Here is a 15392-nt window from a genome sequence, read left to right as displayed (position 1 = left end):
CGACGCGGCCCCAGGACCTGCCGGGGGACGTCCCGTACCCGGCCACCGCAGGTGAGGGGCGCCGCCCCGACCGGCAGACGAACGGAGACCCGACCATGGAACCGGAACCGGCCGCCCCACGGCTGAGCGGTACCGCGCTCACCCTCGCGTACGAGCGGCGGACCATCGCCGAGAACCTCACGGTGGCGATCCCCGACCGGTCCTTCACCGTCATCGTCGGGCCGAACGCCTGCGGCAAGTCCACCCTGCTGCGCGCCCTGTCGCGGACCTTGAAGCCGGCCGCCGGGGCGGTCCTGCTGGACGGTCAGGACATCACCGGTCTGCCCGCCAAGAAGGTGGCCCGGACGCTCGGCCTGCTGCCGCAGTCCTCGGTCGCCCCGGACGGCATCAGCGTGGCCGAGCTGGTCGCGCGCGGGCGCTACCCGCACCAGGGCCTGCTGCGGCAGTGGTCCGCGCGGGACGAGGCGGTGGTCGAGGAGTCGATGGCGGCGACCGGCGTCGGGGACCTCGCCGAGCGGACGGTGGACGAGCTCTCCGGCGGCCAGCGCCAGCGGGTGTGGATCGCGATGGCGCTCGCCCAGGAGACCCCGTTGCTGCTGCTGGACGAGCCGACCACGTACCTCGACATCGCCCACCAGATCGAGATCCTCGACCTGTGCGCACGGCTGCACGAGGAGCAGGGCCGCACGCTGGTCGCCGTCCTGCACGACCTCAACCACGCGGCCCGCTACGCCACCCACCTGATCGCGATGCGCGAGGGCCGGGTGGTGGCGTCGGGGGCGCCGGGGGAGGTGGTCACCGCCGAGCTGGTGCACGAGGTGTTCGGGCTGCCCTGCCGGGTGATCGACGATCCGGAGACCGGTACGCCGCTGGTGATCCCGGCGGCGCGGCGGCGGGCCGGGCAGGCTGCCGGGGCCTGAGCCGGGTCGCCCCGGCCGCTCGGTGCCGGGCTCAGGAGCGGTCGCGTTCGGGCAGGCCGACCAGGGCGGCGTCCTCGCGGACCAGCGCGCCGGCCTGCTCGACCGTCAGGGGCTGGGCGAACAGGTACCCCTGGCCGAGCGGGCAGCCCATCGCGGCGAGCAGGTCGCGCTGGGCGGTGGTCTCGATGCCCTCGGCGATGACCTGGACGCCGAGGGTGTCGGCGATCCGGGTGATGCCCTCGACCAGGGCGTACTGCTGCTGGGAGACGCCGAGGCCGTCGATGAAGGACTTGTCGATCTTGAGCAGTGAGATCGGGAACTCCCGCAGGTAGCTGAGCGAGGAGTAGCCCGTCCCGAAGTCGTCGATGGCGATCCGGACGCCGAGGTCGCTGAGGGTGGCCATGTCGGCGCGGACCCGGTCGTCGCGGCGCATCAGGATGCTCTCGGTGAGTTCGAGGATCAGCGAGTCCGGCTGGATGCCGGAGGTGTCGATGATCTGCCGGACGGTGTCCACGAAGCCGGCGTCGCGGAACTGCCGGGCCGAGACGTTCACGCTGACGTGCAGCGGGGCGCGGCCCCGGACGGCCCGCGGGGCGAGGCTGGTCCGCTGCCACCGGGTGGTCTCGGCGGCCGCGTGCTCCAGCACCCAGGCGCCGAGCGGCACGATCTGGCCGCTCTCCTCGGCGAGGGCGATGAACTCCTCCGGGGGCACCATGCCCCGGCGGGCGTGCGGCCAGCGGACGAGGGCCTCGAAGGCCACCAGCCCACCGCCCGCGAGGTCGACGATGGGCTGGTAGTAGAGGGTGAAGGCGGACTCGGAGATGGCCGAGTCGAGGCTCTCGTTGAGCTCGTGCCGCTCCGCCAGCCCGGCCTGCAGGGCCGGCTGGTACTGGCACCACTGCCGCTTGCCGGAGGCCTTGGCCGAGTAGAGCGCCAGGTCGGCGTGGCTGAGCAGTTCGGTCGAGTCGACGCTGTCCTCGGTGGTGGCCACGCCGACGCTCGCGGACACCCGGACGGCTCCGGCGCTGAGCCGGAACGGTTCGGAGAACGCGGCGAGGACGCTGTCGGCGATCCCGCCGACGTCGGCGGGCGAGCGGGCGTCCTCGACCAGCACGGCGAACTCGTCGCCGCCGAGCCGGGCCGCCGTGTCGGAGGTGCGCAGCGCGGTGGAGACCCGGAGCGAGACGGCGACCAGGAGTTCGTCCCCGACGCTGTGGCCCTGGGTGTCGTTGACCACCTTGAAGTCGTCGAGGTCGAGGAAGAGCACGCCGGTGACGGTGCCGCGGCGCTCGCTGCGGGTGAGGGCGTGGCTGACCCGGTCCTGGAAGAGCACCCGGTTGGCGAGCCCGGTCAGCGAGTCGTGGAAGGCCCGGTGGGTGAGTTCGCGCTCCATCTGCCGCTGGTCGGTGACGTCGCGCAGGGTGAGGACCAAGCCACCGACCGTGGGGTCCTCCCGGAGGTCGTTGCAGCGCACCTCGACCTCGATGCTCCGGTGGTCGCCGCGCAGCAGCCGCCAGTGTTCGCGCTGCTCGGAGCGCTCGCGGTCGCCGCGGCGCATCCGGGTCAGGGCGAGGACGACGGCGTGGCTGTCCTCGGGCGGGACGAGGTCGCTCAGCCGGGTGCCGCCGAGGCCGGGGTGGCCGAGCACCCGCTCGGCCGAGGAGCTGGCGTACCGGACGCTGTCGTCCTCGTTGAGGATCAGGATGACGTCGGAGGCGCTCTGCACGAGGGTCCGGAAGTAGGCCTCGCTGTTGCGGGCGTTGATCTCCTGGCTGAGGATCACCCGCTCGACGGCGAGCGCCGACTGGGCGGCGAGGATCTCCAGCGAGCTGCGCAACGCGGCGAGCCGCTGGTCCGTCCCGCCGACGATCAGCACGCCGACCAGGTCGTTCCCGGAGGGGCGTTCCTCCAGGGCGAGCGGGCAGACCAGGGCGCGGGGCATGCCGTCGAGCAGCTTGGCCAGGTCGCCGCCGAAGGCCTCGGCCGGCACCAGCCGGGATCCTCGGGCGCCCTCCGACGCCGGCAGCTGCGGGAGCCCCTCGTCGGCCAGGCTGCCGCCTTCGCCGACGGCGAGGGTGGCGACGTGGTGGGGCGTGTCGGGCATCAGGGTGGAGACGGCGGTGCGGACGGCTTCGGTGACCTCGTCCACCGTGACCGCCGAGGTGAGTTCGGCGCCGGCGGCCCGCAGGACGCGTTCGCGGTCGAGGGCCTGCCGGTGGACCAGCACCACGCCCGAGAGCCGGGCCAGGACGAGCAGGAAGAGGACGGCCGAGAAGGCCGCGATCACCCCGGCGTGGCTGGAGTCCCCGTGGGCCACCTCGAACAGCAGGACGGCGGGGGCGATCAGCGAGGCGAAGGCGAGCAGGGCGATCCGGCCGCGGGTGATGTGGGTGGGCTGGACCGGGATCGGCTCGGTGAGTTCGACCATCGAGGGGTGCAGGGCGGCGGCGCCCCAGAGCGCGTAGAAGGCGGCCCAGCCCAGGTCGACCGGGGTGCCGATGCTCCAGGTGCCGTGCAGCTGGATGAGCCCGTAGAGAACGTCGGAGACCAGGATGCCGATGGTGCCGGCGGTCAGCAGCTGGAGCGAGCGGCTCTTGCCGCCTCTGGGGACGAGCAGGCGTAGCAGCATGGCCAGCACCAGCACGTCGCCGAGCGGGTAGGCGATCGAGATGGCCTTCTGCACCCAGGTCAGCTCGGGGTCGCGGGCGTAGGGGAGGATCAGGTAGATCCAGGAGAGCAGGGCCAGGCCGACCGTCAGGGTCAGTGCGTCGATGAGGCTGCCGCGGTCCTGATGCGCCGTCCGCCACCGGATGAATCCGAGGACGCCCGCCGCGTAGAGCAGGAACTCCGCGAGGTACGCGCCGTCGGCGATGGACGGGAAATTCGTCTGGTGGAGGTAATCGGTCTGGATGACCTGGACGACCTCGCCCGCCGTGAAACTGAAATTGGCGGCGGCCAGGAAATACCAAGGGAGCGCGTGTGCGGGGCGGTTGATCCGGGCCCCGGTGATGATGGCGGCGACTCCGCTGAGTCCGATTCCCGTCCACCAGATGATGCGCTTTTCCGGGAACAGGTAATAGATGACGGTGAGAAGTATCATCCACGCGAAGTAACAGGCCATCAGGCGCTGTCGGCGAGCTGTCAACGCATTCTCCCCCCTGTGCGGAGCTGGTCCGCGGGAAGATCGATGCATGGAAGGTCGGTCACTTGTCGGGCTCACTTAGGATACACAACTCACCATTGCTGGATATAGTCGAGGAAGTGGGCCGCTGCTGACGGCGGGCCATGCACTGTCAGTATTCCCTCGTACACATGTCGAGGTCTGAGCCTGTGGACACGTCCAAGCTTTCCCGGCCGCACAATTCCGGGCTCAATGCCGTTCTGCTCGGCGGTGGCGGCCAGTACACGATCTGGCCGGGTCACTTAACGGTCCCGGCCGGTTGGCGCAGGGTGTACGGGCCCGCGCCGCTCGCCGCCTGCCGCGCCGAGGTGCGCGGCCGGTGGGCGGACGCGCTTCCGCCCGGCTCCGGGCGGGCGGGGGCCCGGCGGCCCGGGTCGCGGGTGCTGAACGGGTCCGGCGGCCCGGTAGGGCCGGCGGCCGCCGCGCGGGGCCCGCTCGTCGGCGATCCGGCGGCCGGGGTGTCCGAGCTGTTCCGGCGGACGGCCGCGCGCAACCCGGACGGCGTCGCGGTGGTCGCCGAGGACGGCGAGATCCGGTACGGCGAGCTGGACGCCCGCAGCGACCGGCTGGCCCTGCGGCTGCGCGAGCTGGGGGTGCGGGCCGGGACGGTCGTCCCGGTCTGCCTGGAGCGCGGCATCGACATGGTGTCCGCGCTGCTGGCCGCGCTGAAGGCCGGCGGGGCGTTCCTGTCGCTCGACCCGGCGCACCCGGACCGCCGGCTGCGCCAGCTGATCGAGGACGCCCGGGCCCGCTTCGTGGTGACCAGCGCCGACCAGGCCTGGCGGTTCCGGAACTACAGCCTCACCCCGCTGCTGGCCGAGGAGCACCGGGCGCCGCTGCCCGGCCCGGGGCCGGTCGACGTGGCGGCACCCGGTGACCTGGCCTATCTGATGTACACCTCCGGCACGACCGGTGCGCCCAAGGGGGTGCTGGTCGGGCACGGTGCGCTGGCGCAGTCGCTGACCAGGGTCGGCGCCGCGTACGGACTGACCCCGGACGACCGGGTGCTGCAGTTGGCGGCCCTGGGGTTCGACACCTCGGTGGAGCAGATCTTCACCCCGCTGCTCTTCGGCGCCACCCTGGTGCTCGGCGGCCGTCGGACCTGGGCCCCCACCGAGCTGCTCGCCCGGCTGCCCGAGCTCGGCGTCACGGTGGCGGACCTGACGCCCGCGTACTGGCACCAGTTCCTGCGGATGGCCGAGCACGGCGGCCCGCGCGAGGGGGGTCTGCGGCTGCTGGTGGTCGGCGGGGACAGCCTGCGGGCCGACGACTGCCGGGCCTCGCTGCGGCTGCTGCCCGGCACCCGGCTGGTCAACGCCTACGGCCTGACCGAGACGGTGATCACCTCCACGCTGTGCGAGATCACCGAGGACCTGCTCGCCCCGGAGCCCGCGCCCGTCCCGATCGGGACGCCGCTGCCGGGTACCGAGGTGTACGTGCTGGACGAGACCCTGCGCCCGGTGGCGCCCGGTGAGCGGGGTGAGGTCTTCATCGGCGGAGGGGTGCTGGCGCGCGGCTACTGGCGGCGGCCCGAGCTGACCGCCGAGCTGTTCCTGCCGGACCCGTTCACGGACGACCCGGGCGCCCGGATGTACCGCACGGGGGACACCGGGCGCCTGCGGCCGGACGGGCGCCTGGAGCTCTTCGGGCGGACCGACCTGCAGGTGAAGGTGCTCGGCTTCCGGGTCGACCCGGGCGAGGTCGAGTCGGCGCTGGCCTCGCACCCGGCGGTCGGCCAGGCCAGGGTGGTGGCGGTGGGCCGGCCCGAGGGCGGGCGGGTGCTGACGGCGTACTTCACCCTGCACAGCCCGGCCAGGGCGGACACCTTCCACCGGGGGGTGCGGGCCTACCTGTCCGCGCGGCTGCCGGAGCACATGGTCCCGGCCGCGTTCGTGCACGTCGACCGGATCCCCACCGAGCCGGACGGCAAGGACCTGGTGCGCCCGTCGCGTCCGGAGTCGGCCCACACCGGCAGCGGGACGGCGGTCGAGGCCGGGCTGGCGCACCTCTGGTGCGAGCTGCTGGGCGTCGAGCGGGTCGGCCCGGACGACGACTTCTTCGCGCTCGGCGGCAACTCGCTGATCGCCATGGAGATGCTGGCGCGGGCCCGGATCCTGTTCGGGATCGGGGTCACCCAGATCCGCTTCCTGACCAGGTCGCTGCTGCACCACCCGACGCTGCGGGCCTTCGCCGAGGTGACCAGGTCGGCCCGGACGGGCACCCCCGGTGAGGCCTCCCAGCCGGTGGACTTCGTCGCCGAGGCGGCCCTGGACGTGCCGGTCCGCCGGGGGCTCGGGCCGGAGCCGCGCTGGCGGGACCCGGCCGAGATCCTGCTGACCGGCGCCACCGGGTTCTGCGGCTCGCACCTGCTGGACACCCTGCTGGAGACCACCGGCGCCAGGATCCACTGCCTGGTCCGGGCCGCGGACGAGGAGCAGGGCCTGGAGCGGATCCGGGCGGCCCAGCGGCGCTTCCTGCGGCGCGAGCCGGTCACCGACCGGATCGTCCCGCTGGTCGGGGACCTCACCCGGCCGAGGCTGGGCCTGTCCGAGGAGCGGTTCGAGGAGCTGGCGGCGCGGGTGGACGTGATCCACCACTGCGGCGGGCAGGTCAACTTCATCTACCCGTACCAGGACCTGCGGGCGGCCAACGTCGGCGGCACCCGGGAGGTGCTGCGGCTGGCGGGCCACGCCCGGGCGATCCCGGTGCACTACGTGTCGAGCATGGCCGTGCTGGCGGGCTTCGGCCCGGCCGGCGTCCAGGAGGTCACCGAGGACATGCCGCTGGGCCATCCGGAGCTGCTGTCGGTCGGGTACGTGGAGAGCAAGTGGGTGGCGGAGCAACTGCTGCACAACGCGGCGGCGGCGGGCCTGCCGGTGGCGGTGCACCGCGCCGACGACGTCACGGGGGACTTGGTGACCGGCGCGATGAACACCGGCACGGAGGTCTGCGCGATGATCAAGTTCATCGCGGAGAGCGGGGTCTGCCCGGACGTCGAACTGTGGCTGGACTTCGTCCCCGCGGACCGGTTCAGCCGGGCCGTGGCCCACATCGCCGCGCACCTGCCGGCCGCCGGGGAGGTCTACCACCTCACCAATCCGCGCCACGCGGTGCTGGGGGAGCTCGCCGACCGGCTGCGGTCCCGCGGCTACCCGGTCGAGCTGCTCCCGTACCCGGCGTGGGTGCACCGGCTGGTGCGGTTCGCGGCCGGGCACCCGAACCACCCGATGACACCGTTCGTCCCGCTGTTCGTGGACCGTTGCAGCGGCGCCGACCTGTCCATCAGCGAGATGTACTTCCGGCCGACGCTGCCGCTGTTCCCCCGGACCAGGGCCGAGCGGGCCCTGCGGGACGGCGGGATCGAATTCCCCCCGGTGGACGACGTCCTGCTGGACCTCTACCTCGACGATCTGCTGGCCGCCGGCTTCCTGGAGCCGCCGCGGACGGCGTCCTGACGGCGGGGGCGGGCCGATGGTGGTGCGGCACGGGACGTGGAACTCGGTCGACCTCAGCGTCGTGCCCGCGGACGCCCCGGCGGCGTTCTGCGCCGACCTGAGCCCGGCGGGCCTGCTGGCGGGCTACCGGGCAGGCGCCTACCCGATGCCCGCCGAGGACGAGTACGCCCGCTACCTCAGCGAGGCGCGCTTCGAGGACCTGGTGGCCACCGGGGACATCCCGGTGGTCGGGGCGGGCGGGGCGGGCGGTGACGAGGTGCCGTACGAGGTCGCCTGGTGGTCGCCGGACCCGCGGCCGGTGATCGCGCCGGCCGCGGCCCGGATCGGACGCCGGCTGGGCCGCACCCTGCGCAACCGGCTCCGCTGGTCGACGACCGTGGACGTGGCCTTCGACCGGGTGGTGGACGAGTGCCGGGCCGGCCGGGTGCCGCGCTGGCTGACCGACCCGCTGAAGGAGGGCCTGTGCGAGCTGCACCGGGTGGGCAGCGCGCACAGCGTCGAGGTGTGGGAGGACGGCGAGCTGATCGGCGGCGCCTTCGGGGTGCGGGTCGGCCCGGTGCTCAGCCTGGACTCGATGTTCCACCGCCGCCCGGGCGCGTCCCGGGTCGCCATCGCCGACCTGGGTGCCCGCTTCGCGGAGGCGGGCGGGCAGCTGCTGGACGCCCAGTGGGACAGCCCGGCCGTGCGCAGCCTGGGCGGCAGCCCGATGCCGCGCGTCTGGTACCTGGAGCTGCTGCGCTCCGACCGGGGGGCGCCACCGCTGGACGGCACGCGGGCGGCGGGGGAGCGGGAGCCGACGGGTGAGCCGGGGCCGCCGGCGGGCTGAGCTGTCCGGGCCGGCCCGGGCCGGCCCGCCCGATGGGGGCGCGCGACCCTTGCCGTGCGCCGACCGGCGTGGCGGTCACGCCCTTCGGGCAGGCCGCTGAGCAGCGGTGATGGCTAGCATCCGGGCATGACCGACGGTACGGAACACCCGGACGCGGCCACCACCCCGGCACCGCCCGCCGCCGGCCCGCAGCGGCCCGAGGTGCCCCGGCAGGCGCGGCAGGAGCACGCGCCGCCAGGCGATGCCCAGCCGCCGACCCCGCAGCCGCCTACCCCGCCGCCGCCTACCCCGCCGCCCCCGATCGCGCCGCCCCTGCCGTCCGCCGAGCCGGACTGGGCGGCGCTGGCCGAGCGCAACGCCGCCGACCTTCGCCGCCGTCGCCGGCTGCGGACCGGCGGGATCGCCGCCGTGCTCTGCCTGCTCGCGGCCGGCGGCGGTCTGCTGGCGGCCCGCCAGGGCGGCACAGCGCCGGGGGAGGGCGCGGGCGGCCCCGGGACGCACGGCCCCGCCACCGAGTTGCCCGCGCTGCTCGCCGACCACTCCGGGCGGAGCACGGTCGTGCTCGCTCCGGCCGCCCACGTGCGGGAGGTGCCGGGTGGGCACGTGCTCAGGCTGGTCGGCACCCCCGACTCCTTCGCCCGGGCCGCGGACCAGCCGGTCGACGTAGGGCGTGGTTTCACCGTCTCGGCCTGGGTCTGCAGCGATGCCACCACCGGCTCCCGGGCGGTGCTCAGCCAGGGCGACGGTCCCGCGTACTCCTTCGAACTGGGCCGCACCGACGTGGCCGGCCGCCCGGCCTGGTCCTTCCGGGTCCGTACCGCCGAGCCCGGCCCGGGGGCCGCGGACGAGGGCGCCACCGTCCAGGTGGTCGCCGAGGGCACCGCCGCGGCCGGCACCTGGGCGCTGCTCACCGCCACCTACGACGCGGGCCCGCACACCGTCACCCTCTACCTGGACGGCCGGCCCGCCGCCTCCGCTCCCGCCCCCGGGATCTGGCCCGCCCCGGGCCCGCTGCAGCTCGGCCGCAGCCGGCAGCACGACGGCTGGGGCAGCCCGTGGTCGGGCGCGATCGGCCGGATCATGCTGTGGGACCAGGCCCTGGACCCGGCTCAGGTCGCCGCCCTGGGCGGCGGCGCCGGCACGCTCACCACCCGCCCGAGCACCTCCTGGCTGGTCGACTGAGCGGCCGGCCCACCGGGCGGCGGTATCGCCCGTTCCTGTGCTTGAGGTCGGCGCCCGAGCCCCGGGCCCGGCTCGTCCGGCGGTCGGCGTTAGCCTCGGAAGGTGAGCGACGAGAGCCGGACCGAGCAGCCGGAGCAGGCGGGCGAGGGCTTCGAGCGGGGCACCGACGGCCCCAAGGTGATCATGGTCGGGATGGACGGCTCGGAGGCCGCCGCGCGCGCCGCCGCGTACGCGGCCGGGCTGGCCCGGCGGCAGAACGCGCTGCTCGCCATCGTCTACGTGCAGCCGGTGTACGCCGGGGCGGCGGCGCTGGGTGCGGCGGTGAACGAGACCACCGAGGAGGTCGCCGGCGAGCTCATCCGGGAGATCCGGGCGTCGGCGGAGCGGCTGCGCGGGGTCTTCGAGGTCCGCTGGCAGTTCCACACCTTCCGCGGTGACCCCTACCAGGGGCTGGTGAAGGCCGCCGACCAGCTGAAGGCGGACGCGGTGGTGGTCGGCGCCTCCGAGCAGGCCGGGCACCGGATCGTCGGCTCGGTGGCCCTCCGGCTGGTCAGGGCCGGGCGCTGGCCGGTCACCGTGGTGCCGTGACCGGCCGCCGCTCGGCGGATCTCATTCGGTCTCGTCCAGCTCCAGGTCGAACTCGCCGGCGTCGCTGCCGTCCGGCGTACCGCTGATCGCGTAGCCCTGCCGGCGGGCCTCGTAGCAGGCGACCGAGGTCGCCGAGGAGACGTTGAGCGAGCCGACCCGGCCCAGTTGCGGGACGAAGGCGACGGTGTCGCACAGCGCCAGCGCCTCGGCGGTGACGCCGCGGTCCTCGTGGCCGACCACGAACGCGGCCGCCGGGGTGAGCTTCGTCGCGAACAACGGGACGGCCTCGTCGGCCAGTTCGAGGCCGACCACCAGGAAGCCGTCGGCCTTGGCCGCCGCGACGGCCTCGGCGACCGTCTCGAAGTGCTCGGCCTTCAGGTACCGGTCGGTGCCCATCGCGGCCTTCTGCGCGCCGGCGGAGCGCACCGAGGGCGTGTCGCCGGTCAGGTACAGCTTCTCGGCGCCCATCGCGGACGCCGTACGGACGATCGAGCCCACGTTGAAGGGCGACTGGAGGTTCTCCAGGATGATCGCCAGCCTGAACTCGTTGCTGCGCCGCCACTGGCGGTGCAGGCGCTTCAGGTCGGTCCCGCGGAGCTGCTTCACGACGTCGTACCTCGTCCAGTGTCGGTGCCGGCCGCCTCGGGGCGGGGCCGCGCTTCAAGAATCCGGAATCCGTTGACCGAGGTGACCCGCGTGGTCGGGTAGCCCTCGGTGTTCAGCCACTTCTGCAGCGAGTCCGAACCCAGGTTGCGCTGCACGACGAGGAAGGCCGAGCCGTCCGGCGTCAGGCGCGGCAGCCAGCGGTGCAGCAGGCGGTGCAGCGCGCCCTTGCCGATCCGGATCGGCGGGTTGGAGTAGATCGCCGTGAACCGCAGGTCCTCCGGCACGTCGTCCGGCAGCACCGCCTGGACGTTGTTCAGCCCCAGCGCCTTCGCGTTGTCGGTGACCAGGTCGAGCGCCCGGGTGTTGATGTCGACGGCCCAGACGGCCGACCGCTTGCGGCGCGAGGCCCAGGTCAGCGCGATCGGCCCGTACCCGCAACCCATGTCCAGGATGGGCCCCTTCACCCGGGGCGGCGGCGCGTGCTCCAGCAGGATCCGGGTGCCCGGGTCCAGCCGGCTCCGCGAGAAGACCCCGGTGTCGGTGGTGAGCTCCAGGGTGATGTCAGGCAGGGTCACAGTGATCGGACGTCGCTCGCTGACAACGTCGGGTGCACTGGTGAAGTAGTGCGAGCCGGACATGATTTCCCCGTCGGGTCGTGAGGGCCTGGGGCCACCTGGTGGGCGCGGGCCGGCCCTGCGTGTTCGGCCCTGATCGTAACCCTTCGGCCGCCGCCACCCGGATCCGTGCAGGTCAGAGCCCTGTCCGGGCGACGCCGGCGGGCCGAGGCCGGTCAGCCGATGCCGGGCACCTTCCGGGTGGAGATCGCGATCCGGTTCCAGGTGTTGATGGTGAAGATCAACGAGAGCAGCTGGGCCAGCTCCGCCTCCTCGAACTCCTCGGCGGCCCGGCCGTACACCGCGTCCGGCACGCCGTCGCCGATCCGGGTGACCGCCTCGGTGAGGGCCAGCGCGGCCTGCTCCTTCGCGCTGTACAGACCGGCCGGCGCCTCCCGCCAGACCGACAGCAGGTAGAGCCGCTCCTCGCGCTCGCCGGCCTTGCGGGCGTCCTTGATGTGCATGTCCAGGCAGTACGCGCAGTTGTTGAGCAGCGAGGAGCGGATCTGCACCAGCTCCACCAGCGCCGGGTCCAGACCCTCCCGGGAGGCGGCGTCCAGGGCGAGCAGCGCCCGGAAGGCCTTCGGGGCGGCCTTGGCGTAGTTGACGCGGGCGGCGGGGGCCGGGCCCGTGGCGGGGGTCGTGGCGGTGGCGGTCGCGGTGTTCTCGGTGATCGTCATGTGGACAACTCTAGGAGTGGAATGCACCCCGGGCATGGTGCATTCCATCACCTGTTTCACGGGTCAATCTCGATGGCGGCCGACCCCGACGCCCCGGCTCAGGTGTCCACCGCGCACCAGAGCAGGCCGTCCCGGCTGGAGTGCCCGAACCTGTCGGCCAGCCCGAGCGCGGGCAGCGCCGCCAGCTGCTGTCCGGGATCGTCGGGCACCGGCGCGGTCAGCAGGTAGCCGGCCGGCGTCCTGGTGAGCCGTACGTCGGTGCCGACGCCGGTGGCCAGCCGGGCGGCGATGGCGTGCGCCCGTTCAACGGCCCGCATCGCCCGCAGCTCGCGCATCGCGCACGGCGTCCCCGGGCTGCGTCGCGAACGGTGACACCCGGTCCAGCCACCGGCCGTCCACGTCCCACTCCACCCCGCCTCCGGCGGGCCGGAGGAAGACCACGGTGCCGACCCGGTCCATGAACACGCCGGTCCGCCCGTTCAGCGTGTCCAGAACCAATTCGCCAGGCCTGGACGGGCGGTGCGGGTGGGCCGGCGGATCGACCCGGCCACCCCAGGCCGGTCCGGCCGGGTACGGGCTCACCAGCCTGAGCCCTGCCTCCGGCCGTCCGCCGCAGTTCGCGGGGCAGCGGCAGGCGGGCAGACTCCGGTCGCCGACGACGGCGGGCGCGTAGGCCTGCTGGTCTTCCGGCTGAGGGATCGTCATGATCGTTTCTCCATGGCGGTCTTGGACTCGGCAGTCCTTACTTTCCGTAGTCCAAGCGTCGCGCTCCGGCGCTACGCTGAGAAGGTGCGACATGTTCGCAACGGCACCGGGAACATGGGGGTTCGAACAGACATGGCAGCCCATGAGCGAGAGCTTCGGCCGGAACGATCCGTCCGGGACCTCTTCGGATTTCAGCTTCGCGTGACGCGCAAGCGCCAGGGGCTGTCGCTCGACAACCTCTCGTCCCAAATCAGTTACAGCAAAACCCATCTGTCGAACGTGGAAACCGCCGACCGTGCGATTCCGCCGGACCTGCCGGCCAAGCTGGACGCCACGTTCGGGACGGACGGCATCTTCGGTCACCTCCATCGCCTCGTACTTCGTGAATCCTTTCCTGACTGGTCGCGTCGGTTCATGGAGTTGGAAGCGCTGGCATCGGCTCAACGGAAGTTTGCCAACGGGGCCTTCCCCGGACTCTGGCAGACGGGTGGATACGGCAAGCGGCTGCTGGAACTCGGACTGCCGAGGGCCACACCGGGCGAGATCGAGGAACGCTGGGCCGTCCGAGAGAGTCGTCAGGCGCTCATCGCGGGTGACGAGCCGCCGCACATCTGGGTGGTCCTGGATGAGGTGGTCGTGCGGCGACCGGTCGGTGACCCCAAGACGATGCGGGATCAGATCGACCATGTGCTGGAACTGACTGCGGGTCCCGACGCCGTGGTTCAGGTGCTTCCCTTTGCGGCGGGCGGTCACGGCAGCATGGCCGGATCGATTACGCTGCTCGACTTCGTGGACGCACCGCGCGCTGCCTACGTCGAGGGCTATGTGGTCGGCCAACTCGTCGAGTCCCCGCAGGAGGTGGCCGAGATCGCGCTGACCTACGATTTCCTGCAAGCGGCAGCCATGTCGCCGCAGGAGTCGAGAGCGTGGCTCCGACGTGCAATGGAGGAGTTTCGAGCATGAGCACTGCTCCCACCCCAGGTGAAGAAGCCATCGACCCCGCGGCCGCGCAGTGGTTCAAGAGCAGCCACAGTGATGCCCAGGGCCAGGGCGACTGCGTCCGCATCGCCACGACTTTCGTCGCCACTCACGATCTCGTGATGGTCGGCGATACCAAGAACCCCGATGTCAGCATCGCCGTCTCTCCGGACGCCTGGACCGACTTCGTGCGCGCCGTCGCCGACGGCGAGTTCGGCGCGCCCTGAACCCGGACGCAAGCGACGGCGCGGGCCGGCCCCTTGATTTCGGGGGCCGGCCCGCGCCGTCGTGCTGGGGCGGGGGTCAGCCGGTGACGGTGGGGGTGATCTTGACGGCGGTGGCGCGGTGCTGGTCGGCGGTGGCGCCGAAGGAGAGGTTGAACTTGTTGCCGGTGGTCCAGCCCTTGTCGACGCCGATCCGGAAGGTGTATTCGGTGGTGGCACCGGCGGGCAGGGCACGCTGCAGGGAGTCGGCGTTGATGGCGAGGTTGTCGTTGCAGTCGTGGTCGACGGTGACGGGGCGCCACTGGCCGTGGTCCTGGACCTCGACGACGAGGTCGGCGGCCTCGATGAAGTGCTTGGTGTAGTCGCCGGACTTCGGGTCGACCACGTTGGGCAGGCTGATCGTGGGGGTCACCTGGCGGAACGCGGCCTTGGTGGGGTTGGTGACCTTCACGGTGTACTGGGCGGCCTGCTTGCCGACGACCAGGGCGCCCGGGCCGCCGGAGACGGTGACCTTGGGCATGTGGGTGTCGACGACCTTGGTGTCGACGACCTTCTTCGTGGCGATCTGCTTGATGGTGGTGACGGAGTCGTAGGCGGCGGCTTCGACGGGCAGGGTGCCGGGGCCGTTGTCGGCGTCGAGGTGGATGCGGTACTGGATGGTGCGGCTGGCGCCGGAGGGGAGCGGGAAGGTGGCGGACCGGCCGCCCATCACGTAGTCCATGCCGGTGCCCTGGCTGAGCGGGAACTGCTTCCAGGTGTTGCCTTCCTTGCGCTCGATGGTGCCGCCGGCCATCCGGCCGATGAATCCGCATGCGGCGCCGTCGTACTGCTGGGAGGCGACGACGGGGACGACGCTGTCGTAGCGCTTGGTGCCGGTGTTGGTCCAGGTGACGGAGAAGGCGACGGTGCCGCCGCCGGCCTCGATCCTCTGGCCGGGGTTGAGGCCGTCGAAGCGGATCTCGATTCCGCCGCCGGGCTTGACCACGCTCGCCGGCGTCTTGGCCGCCGCGGCGGGGGCCTTGGCGGCGGGGGCCGGGGTGGTGGTGCTCGGCGCGGGCGCCGGGGCCGGGGTCTCGGCGGTGGGGGTCGCGGCCGGGGTGGCGGCGGGCACCGAGGTGGTCGCGGACGGCGCGGGGGTGCTCGGGGCGGTGGCGGCGGCGGGGGCGCTGAGGGTGGGTGCGGCGCTCGGCGCGGCGTCGGTGGAGGTGTCGGGGGTGCAGCCGACGGCGCCGGTGGCGATGACGGCGGCGAGCGGCAGGGTGAGGGCCAGGCGGCGGGAGCGGCCCTTGGCGGAGCCGGCGGTGACGATCTTCGCAAAGCGGTTGATAACGGACGCGTTCATGATGCAGATCCCCCTGGGAAGTGGTCTCGGAAGTTTTTGACTCGACGAGGCGGCCGGCCCTGCTCCCCGGCTTCCCGCCGGTCCGCCTCGC

The 15392-nt window shown here is 73.1% G+C and carries 13 protein-coding genes and 1 pseudogene; 8 read left to right on the top strand and 6 right to left on the bottom strand.

All coding sequences use genetic code 11. The features are described 5' to 3' along the window. The first annotated feature begins 95 nt into the window (after positions 1–95). Positions 96–920 (top strand): ABC transporter ATP-binding protein, encoded by an 825-nt coding sequence (locus J2S46_RS18745; protein WP_191288895.1) that lies wholly within the window; start codon positions 96–98, stop codon positions 918–920. Between the two features lie 31 nt (positions 921–951). On the opposite strand, the gene J2S46_RS18740 is transcribed toward J2S46_RS18745, so the two are convergent. Then, a complete protein-coding gene (locus tag J2S46_RS18740) occupies positions 952–4020 on the bottom strand; it encodes a putative bifunctional diguanylate cyclase/phosphodiesterase (RefSeq protein ID WP_307350581.1) in 3069 nt (1022 codons plus the stop codon). A 185-nt stretch (positions 4021–4205) separates the two neighbouring features. Between J2S46_RS18740 and J2S46_RS40875 the strand changes: the two are divergent. From J2S46_RS40875 to J2S46_RS18720, 5 genes and pseudogenes are all read left to right on the top strand, one after another. Then, a pseudogene (locus tag J2S46_RS40875) lies at positions 4206–4433 on the top strand (MbtH family NRPS accessory protein); the annotation flags it as partial. Between the two features lie 126 nt (positions 4434–4559). Then, positions 4560–7556 carry a non-ribosomal peptide synthetase gene (locus J2S46_RS18735; protein ID WP_229912362.1) on the top strand — a complete coding sequence of 999 codons (2997 nt, stop codon included), beginning with the start codon at positions 4560–4562 and terminating at the stop codon, positions 7554–7556. Positions 7557–7572: 16 nt separating this feature from the next. After that, on the top strand, positions 7573–8382 hold the full coding sequence (locus J2S46_RS18730; RefSeq protein WP_191288892.1) for a leucyl/phenylalanyl-tRNA--protein transferase: 810 nt from the start codon (positions 7573–7575) through the stop codon (positions 8380–8382). Between the two features lie 126 nt (positions 8383–8508). Beyond that, the gene (locus tag J2S46_RS18725; RefSeq protein ID WP_191288891.1) at positions 8509–9564 is read left to right on the top strand and encodes a LamG domain-containing protein; all 1056 of its coding nucleotides are present in this window, start codon (positions 8509–8511) and stop codon (positions 9562–9564) included. Positions 9565–9747: 183 nt separating this feature from the next. Beyond that, positions 9748–10152 carry a universal stress protein gene (locus J2S46_RS18720; protein ID WP_191289037.1) on the top strand — a complete coding sequence of 135 codons (405 nt, stop codon included), beginning with the start codon at positions 9748–9750 and terminating at the stop codon, positions 10150–10152. 21 nt (positions 10153–10173) lie between these two features. Here J2S46_RS18720 and J2S46_RS18715 read toward each other — a convergent pair whose 3' ends face one another. The 4 genes from J2S46_RS18715 to J2S46_RS18700 all read right to left on the bottom strand — a co-directional run bounded on the left by J2S46_RS18715 (position 10174) and on the right by J2S46_RS18700 (position 12387). Then, positions 10174–10758, bottom strand: a complete 585-nt coding sequence (locus tag J2S46_RS18715) for a TrmH family RNA methyltransferase (RefSeq protein WP_073924614.1) — start codon at positions 10756–10758, stop codon at positions 10174–10176. Then, entirely contained in the window at positions 10755–11396 is a 642-nt protein-coding gene (locus J2S46_RS18710) for a class I SAM-dependent methyltransferase (protein ID WP_190211245.1), read from the bottom strand. The genes J2S46_RS18715 and J2S46_RS18710 overlap by 4 nt, the downstream gene beginning before the upstream one ends. Positions 11397–11548: 152 nt before the next feature. Next, positions 11549–12052 (bottom strand): carboxymuconolactone decarboxylase family protein, encoded by a 504-nt coding sequence (locus J2S46_RS18705; RefSeq protein ID WP_191288890.1) that lies wholly within the window; start codon positions 12050–12052, stop codon positions 11549–11551. 98 nt (positions 12053–12150) lie between these two features. After that, positions 12151–12387, bottom strand: coding sequence for a hypothetical protein (locus J2S46_RS18700; protein ID WP_191288889.1), 237 nt, complete (start codon positions 12385–12387; stop codon positions 12151–12153). A 502-nt stretch (positions 12388–12889) separates the two neighbouring features. Here J2S46_RS18700 and J2S46_RS18695 point away from each other — a divergent pair. Further along, positions 12890–13720 carry a helix-turn-helix domain-containing protein gene (locus J2S46_RS18695; protein WP_191288888.1) on the top strand — a complete coding sequence of 277 codons (831 nt, stop codon included), beginning with the start codon at positions 12890–12892 and terminating at the stop codon, positions 13718–13720. Then, entirely contained in the window at positions 13717–13962 is a 246-nt protein-coding gene (locus J2S46_RS18690) for a DUF397 domain-containing protein (RefSeq protein WP_191288887.1), read from the top strand. The genes J2S46_RS18695 and J2S46_RS18690 overlap by 4 nt, the downstream gene beginning before the upstream one ends. A 76-nt stretch (positions 13963–14038) precedes the next feature. Here J2S46_RS18690 and J2S46_RS18685 read toward each other — a convergent pair whose 3' ends face one another. Continuing rightward, on the bottom strand, positions 14039–15301 hold the full coding sequence (locus J2S46_RS18685) for a hypothetical protein (protein ID WP_191288886.1): 1263 nt from the start codon (positions 15299–15301) through the stop codon (positions 14039–14041). Positions 15302–15392 lie beyond the last annotated feature (91 nt).

Origin of the sequence: Kitasatospora herbaricolor, assembly GCF_030813695.1 — a bacterium.
GTDB lineage: Bacteria > Actinomycetota > Actinomycetes > Streptomycetales > Streptomycetaceae > Kitasatospora > Kitasatospora herbaricolor.
The sequence above is the reverse complement of the archived record's forward strand: the minus strand, read 5'-3'. Positions and strand labels throughout refer to the sequence as shown.

What these genes read in the sequence shown, in the direction of transcription:
- J2S46_RS18745 (WP_191288895.1), top strand. Translation starts at nt 96, where the DNA reads ATGGAACCGGAACCGGCCGCCCCACGGCTGAGCGGTACCGCGCTCACC.
- J2S46_RS18740 (WP_307350581.1), bottom strand. Translation starts at nt 4,020, where the DNA reads ATGATACTTCTCACCGTCATCTATTACCTGTTCCCGGAAAAGCGCATC.
- J2S46_RS18730 (WP_191288892.1), top strand. Translation starts at nt 7,573, where the DNA reads ATGGTGGTGCGGCACGGGACGTGGAACTCGGTCGACCTCAGCGTCGTG.
- J2S46_RS18725 (WP_191288891.1), top strand. Translation starts at nt 8,509, where the DNA reads ATGACCGACGGTACGGAACACCCGGACGCGGCCACCACCCCGGCACCG.
- J2S46_RS18720 (WP_191289037.1), top strand. Translation starts at nt 9,748, where the DNA reads ATGGTCGGGATGGACGGCTCGGAGGCCGCCGCGCGCGCCGCCGCGTAC.
- J2S46_RS18710 (WP_190211245.1), bottom strand. Translation starts at nt 11,396, where the DNA reads ATGTCCGGCTCGCACTACTTCACCAGTGCACCCGACGTTGTCAGCGAG.
- J2S46_RS18705 (WP_191288890.1), bottom strand. Translation starts at nt 12,052, where the DNA reads ATGACGATCACCGAGAACACCGCGACCGCCACCGCCACGACCCCCGCC.
- J2S46_RS18700 (WP_191288889.1), bottom strand. Translation starts at nt 12,387, where the DNA reads ATGCGCGAGCTGCGGGCGATGCGGGCCGTTGAACGGGCGCACGCCATC.
- J2S46_RS18695 (WP_191288888.1), top strand. Translation starts at nt 12,890, where the DNA reads ATGGCAGCCCATGAGCGAGAGCTTCGGCCGGAACGATCCGTCCGGGAC.
- J2S46_RS18690 (WP_191288887.1), top strand. Translation starts at nt 13,717, where the DNA reads ATGAGCACTGCTCCCACCCCAGGTGAAGAAGCCATCGACCCCGCGGCC.
- J2S46_RS18685 (WP_191288886.1), bottom strand. Translation starts at nt 15,301, where the DNA reads ATGAACGCGTCCGTTATCAACCGCTTTGCGAAGATCGTCACCGCCGGC.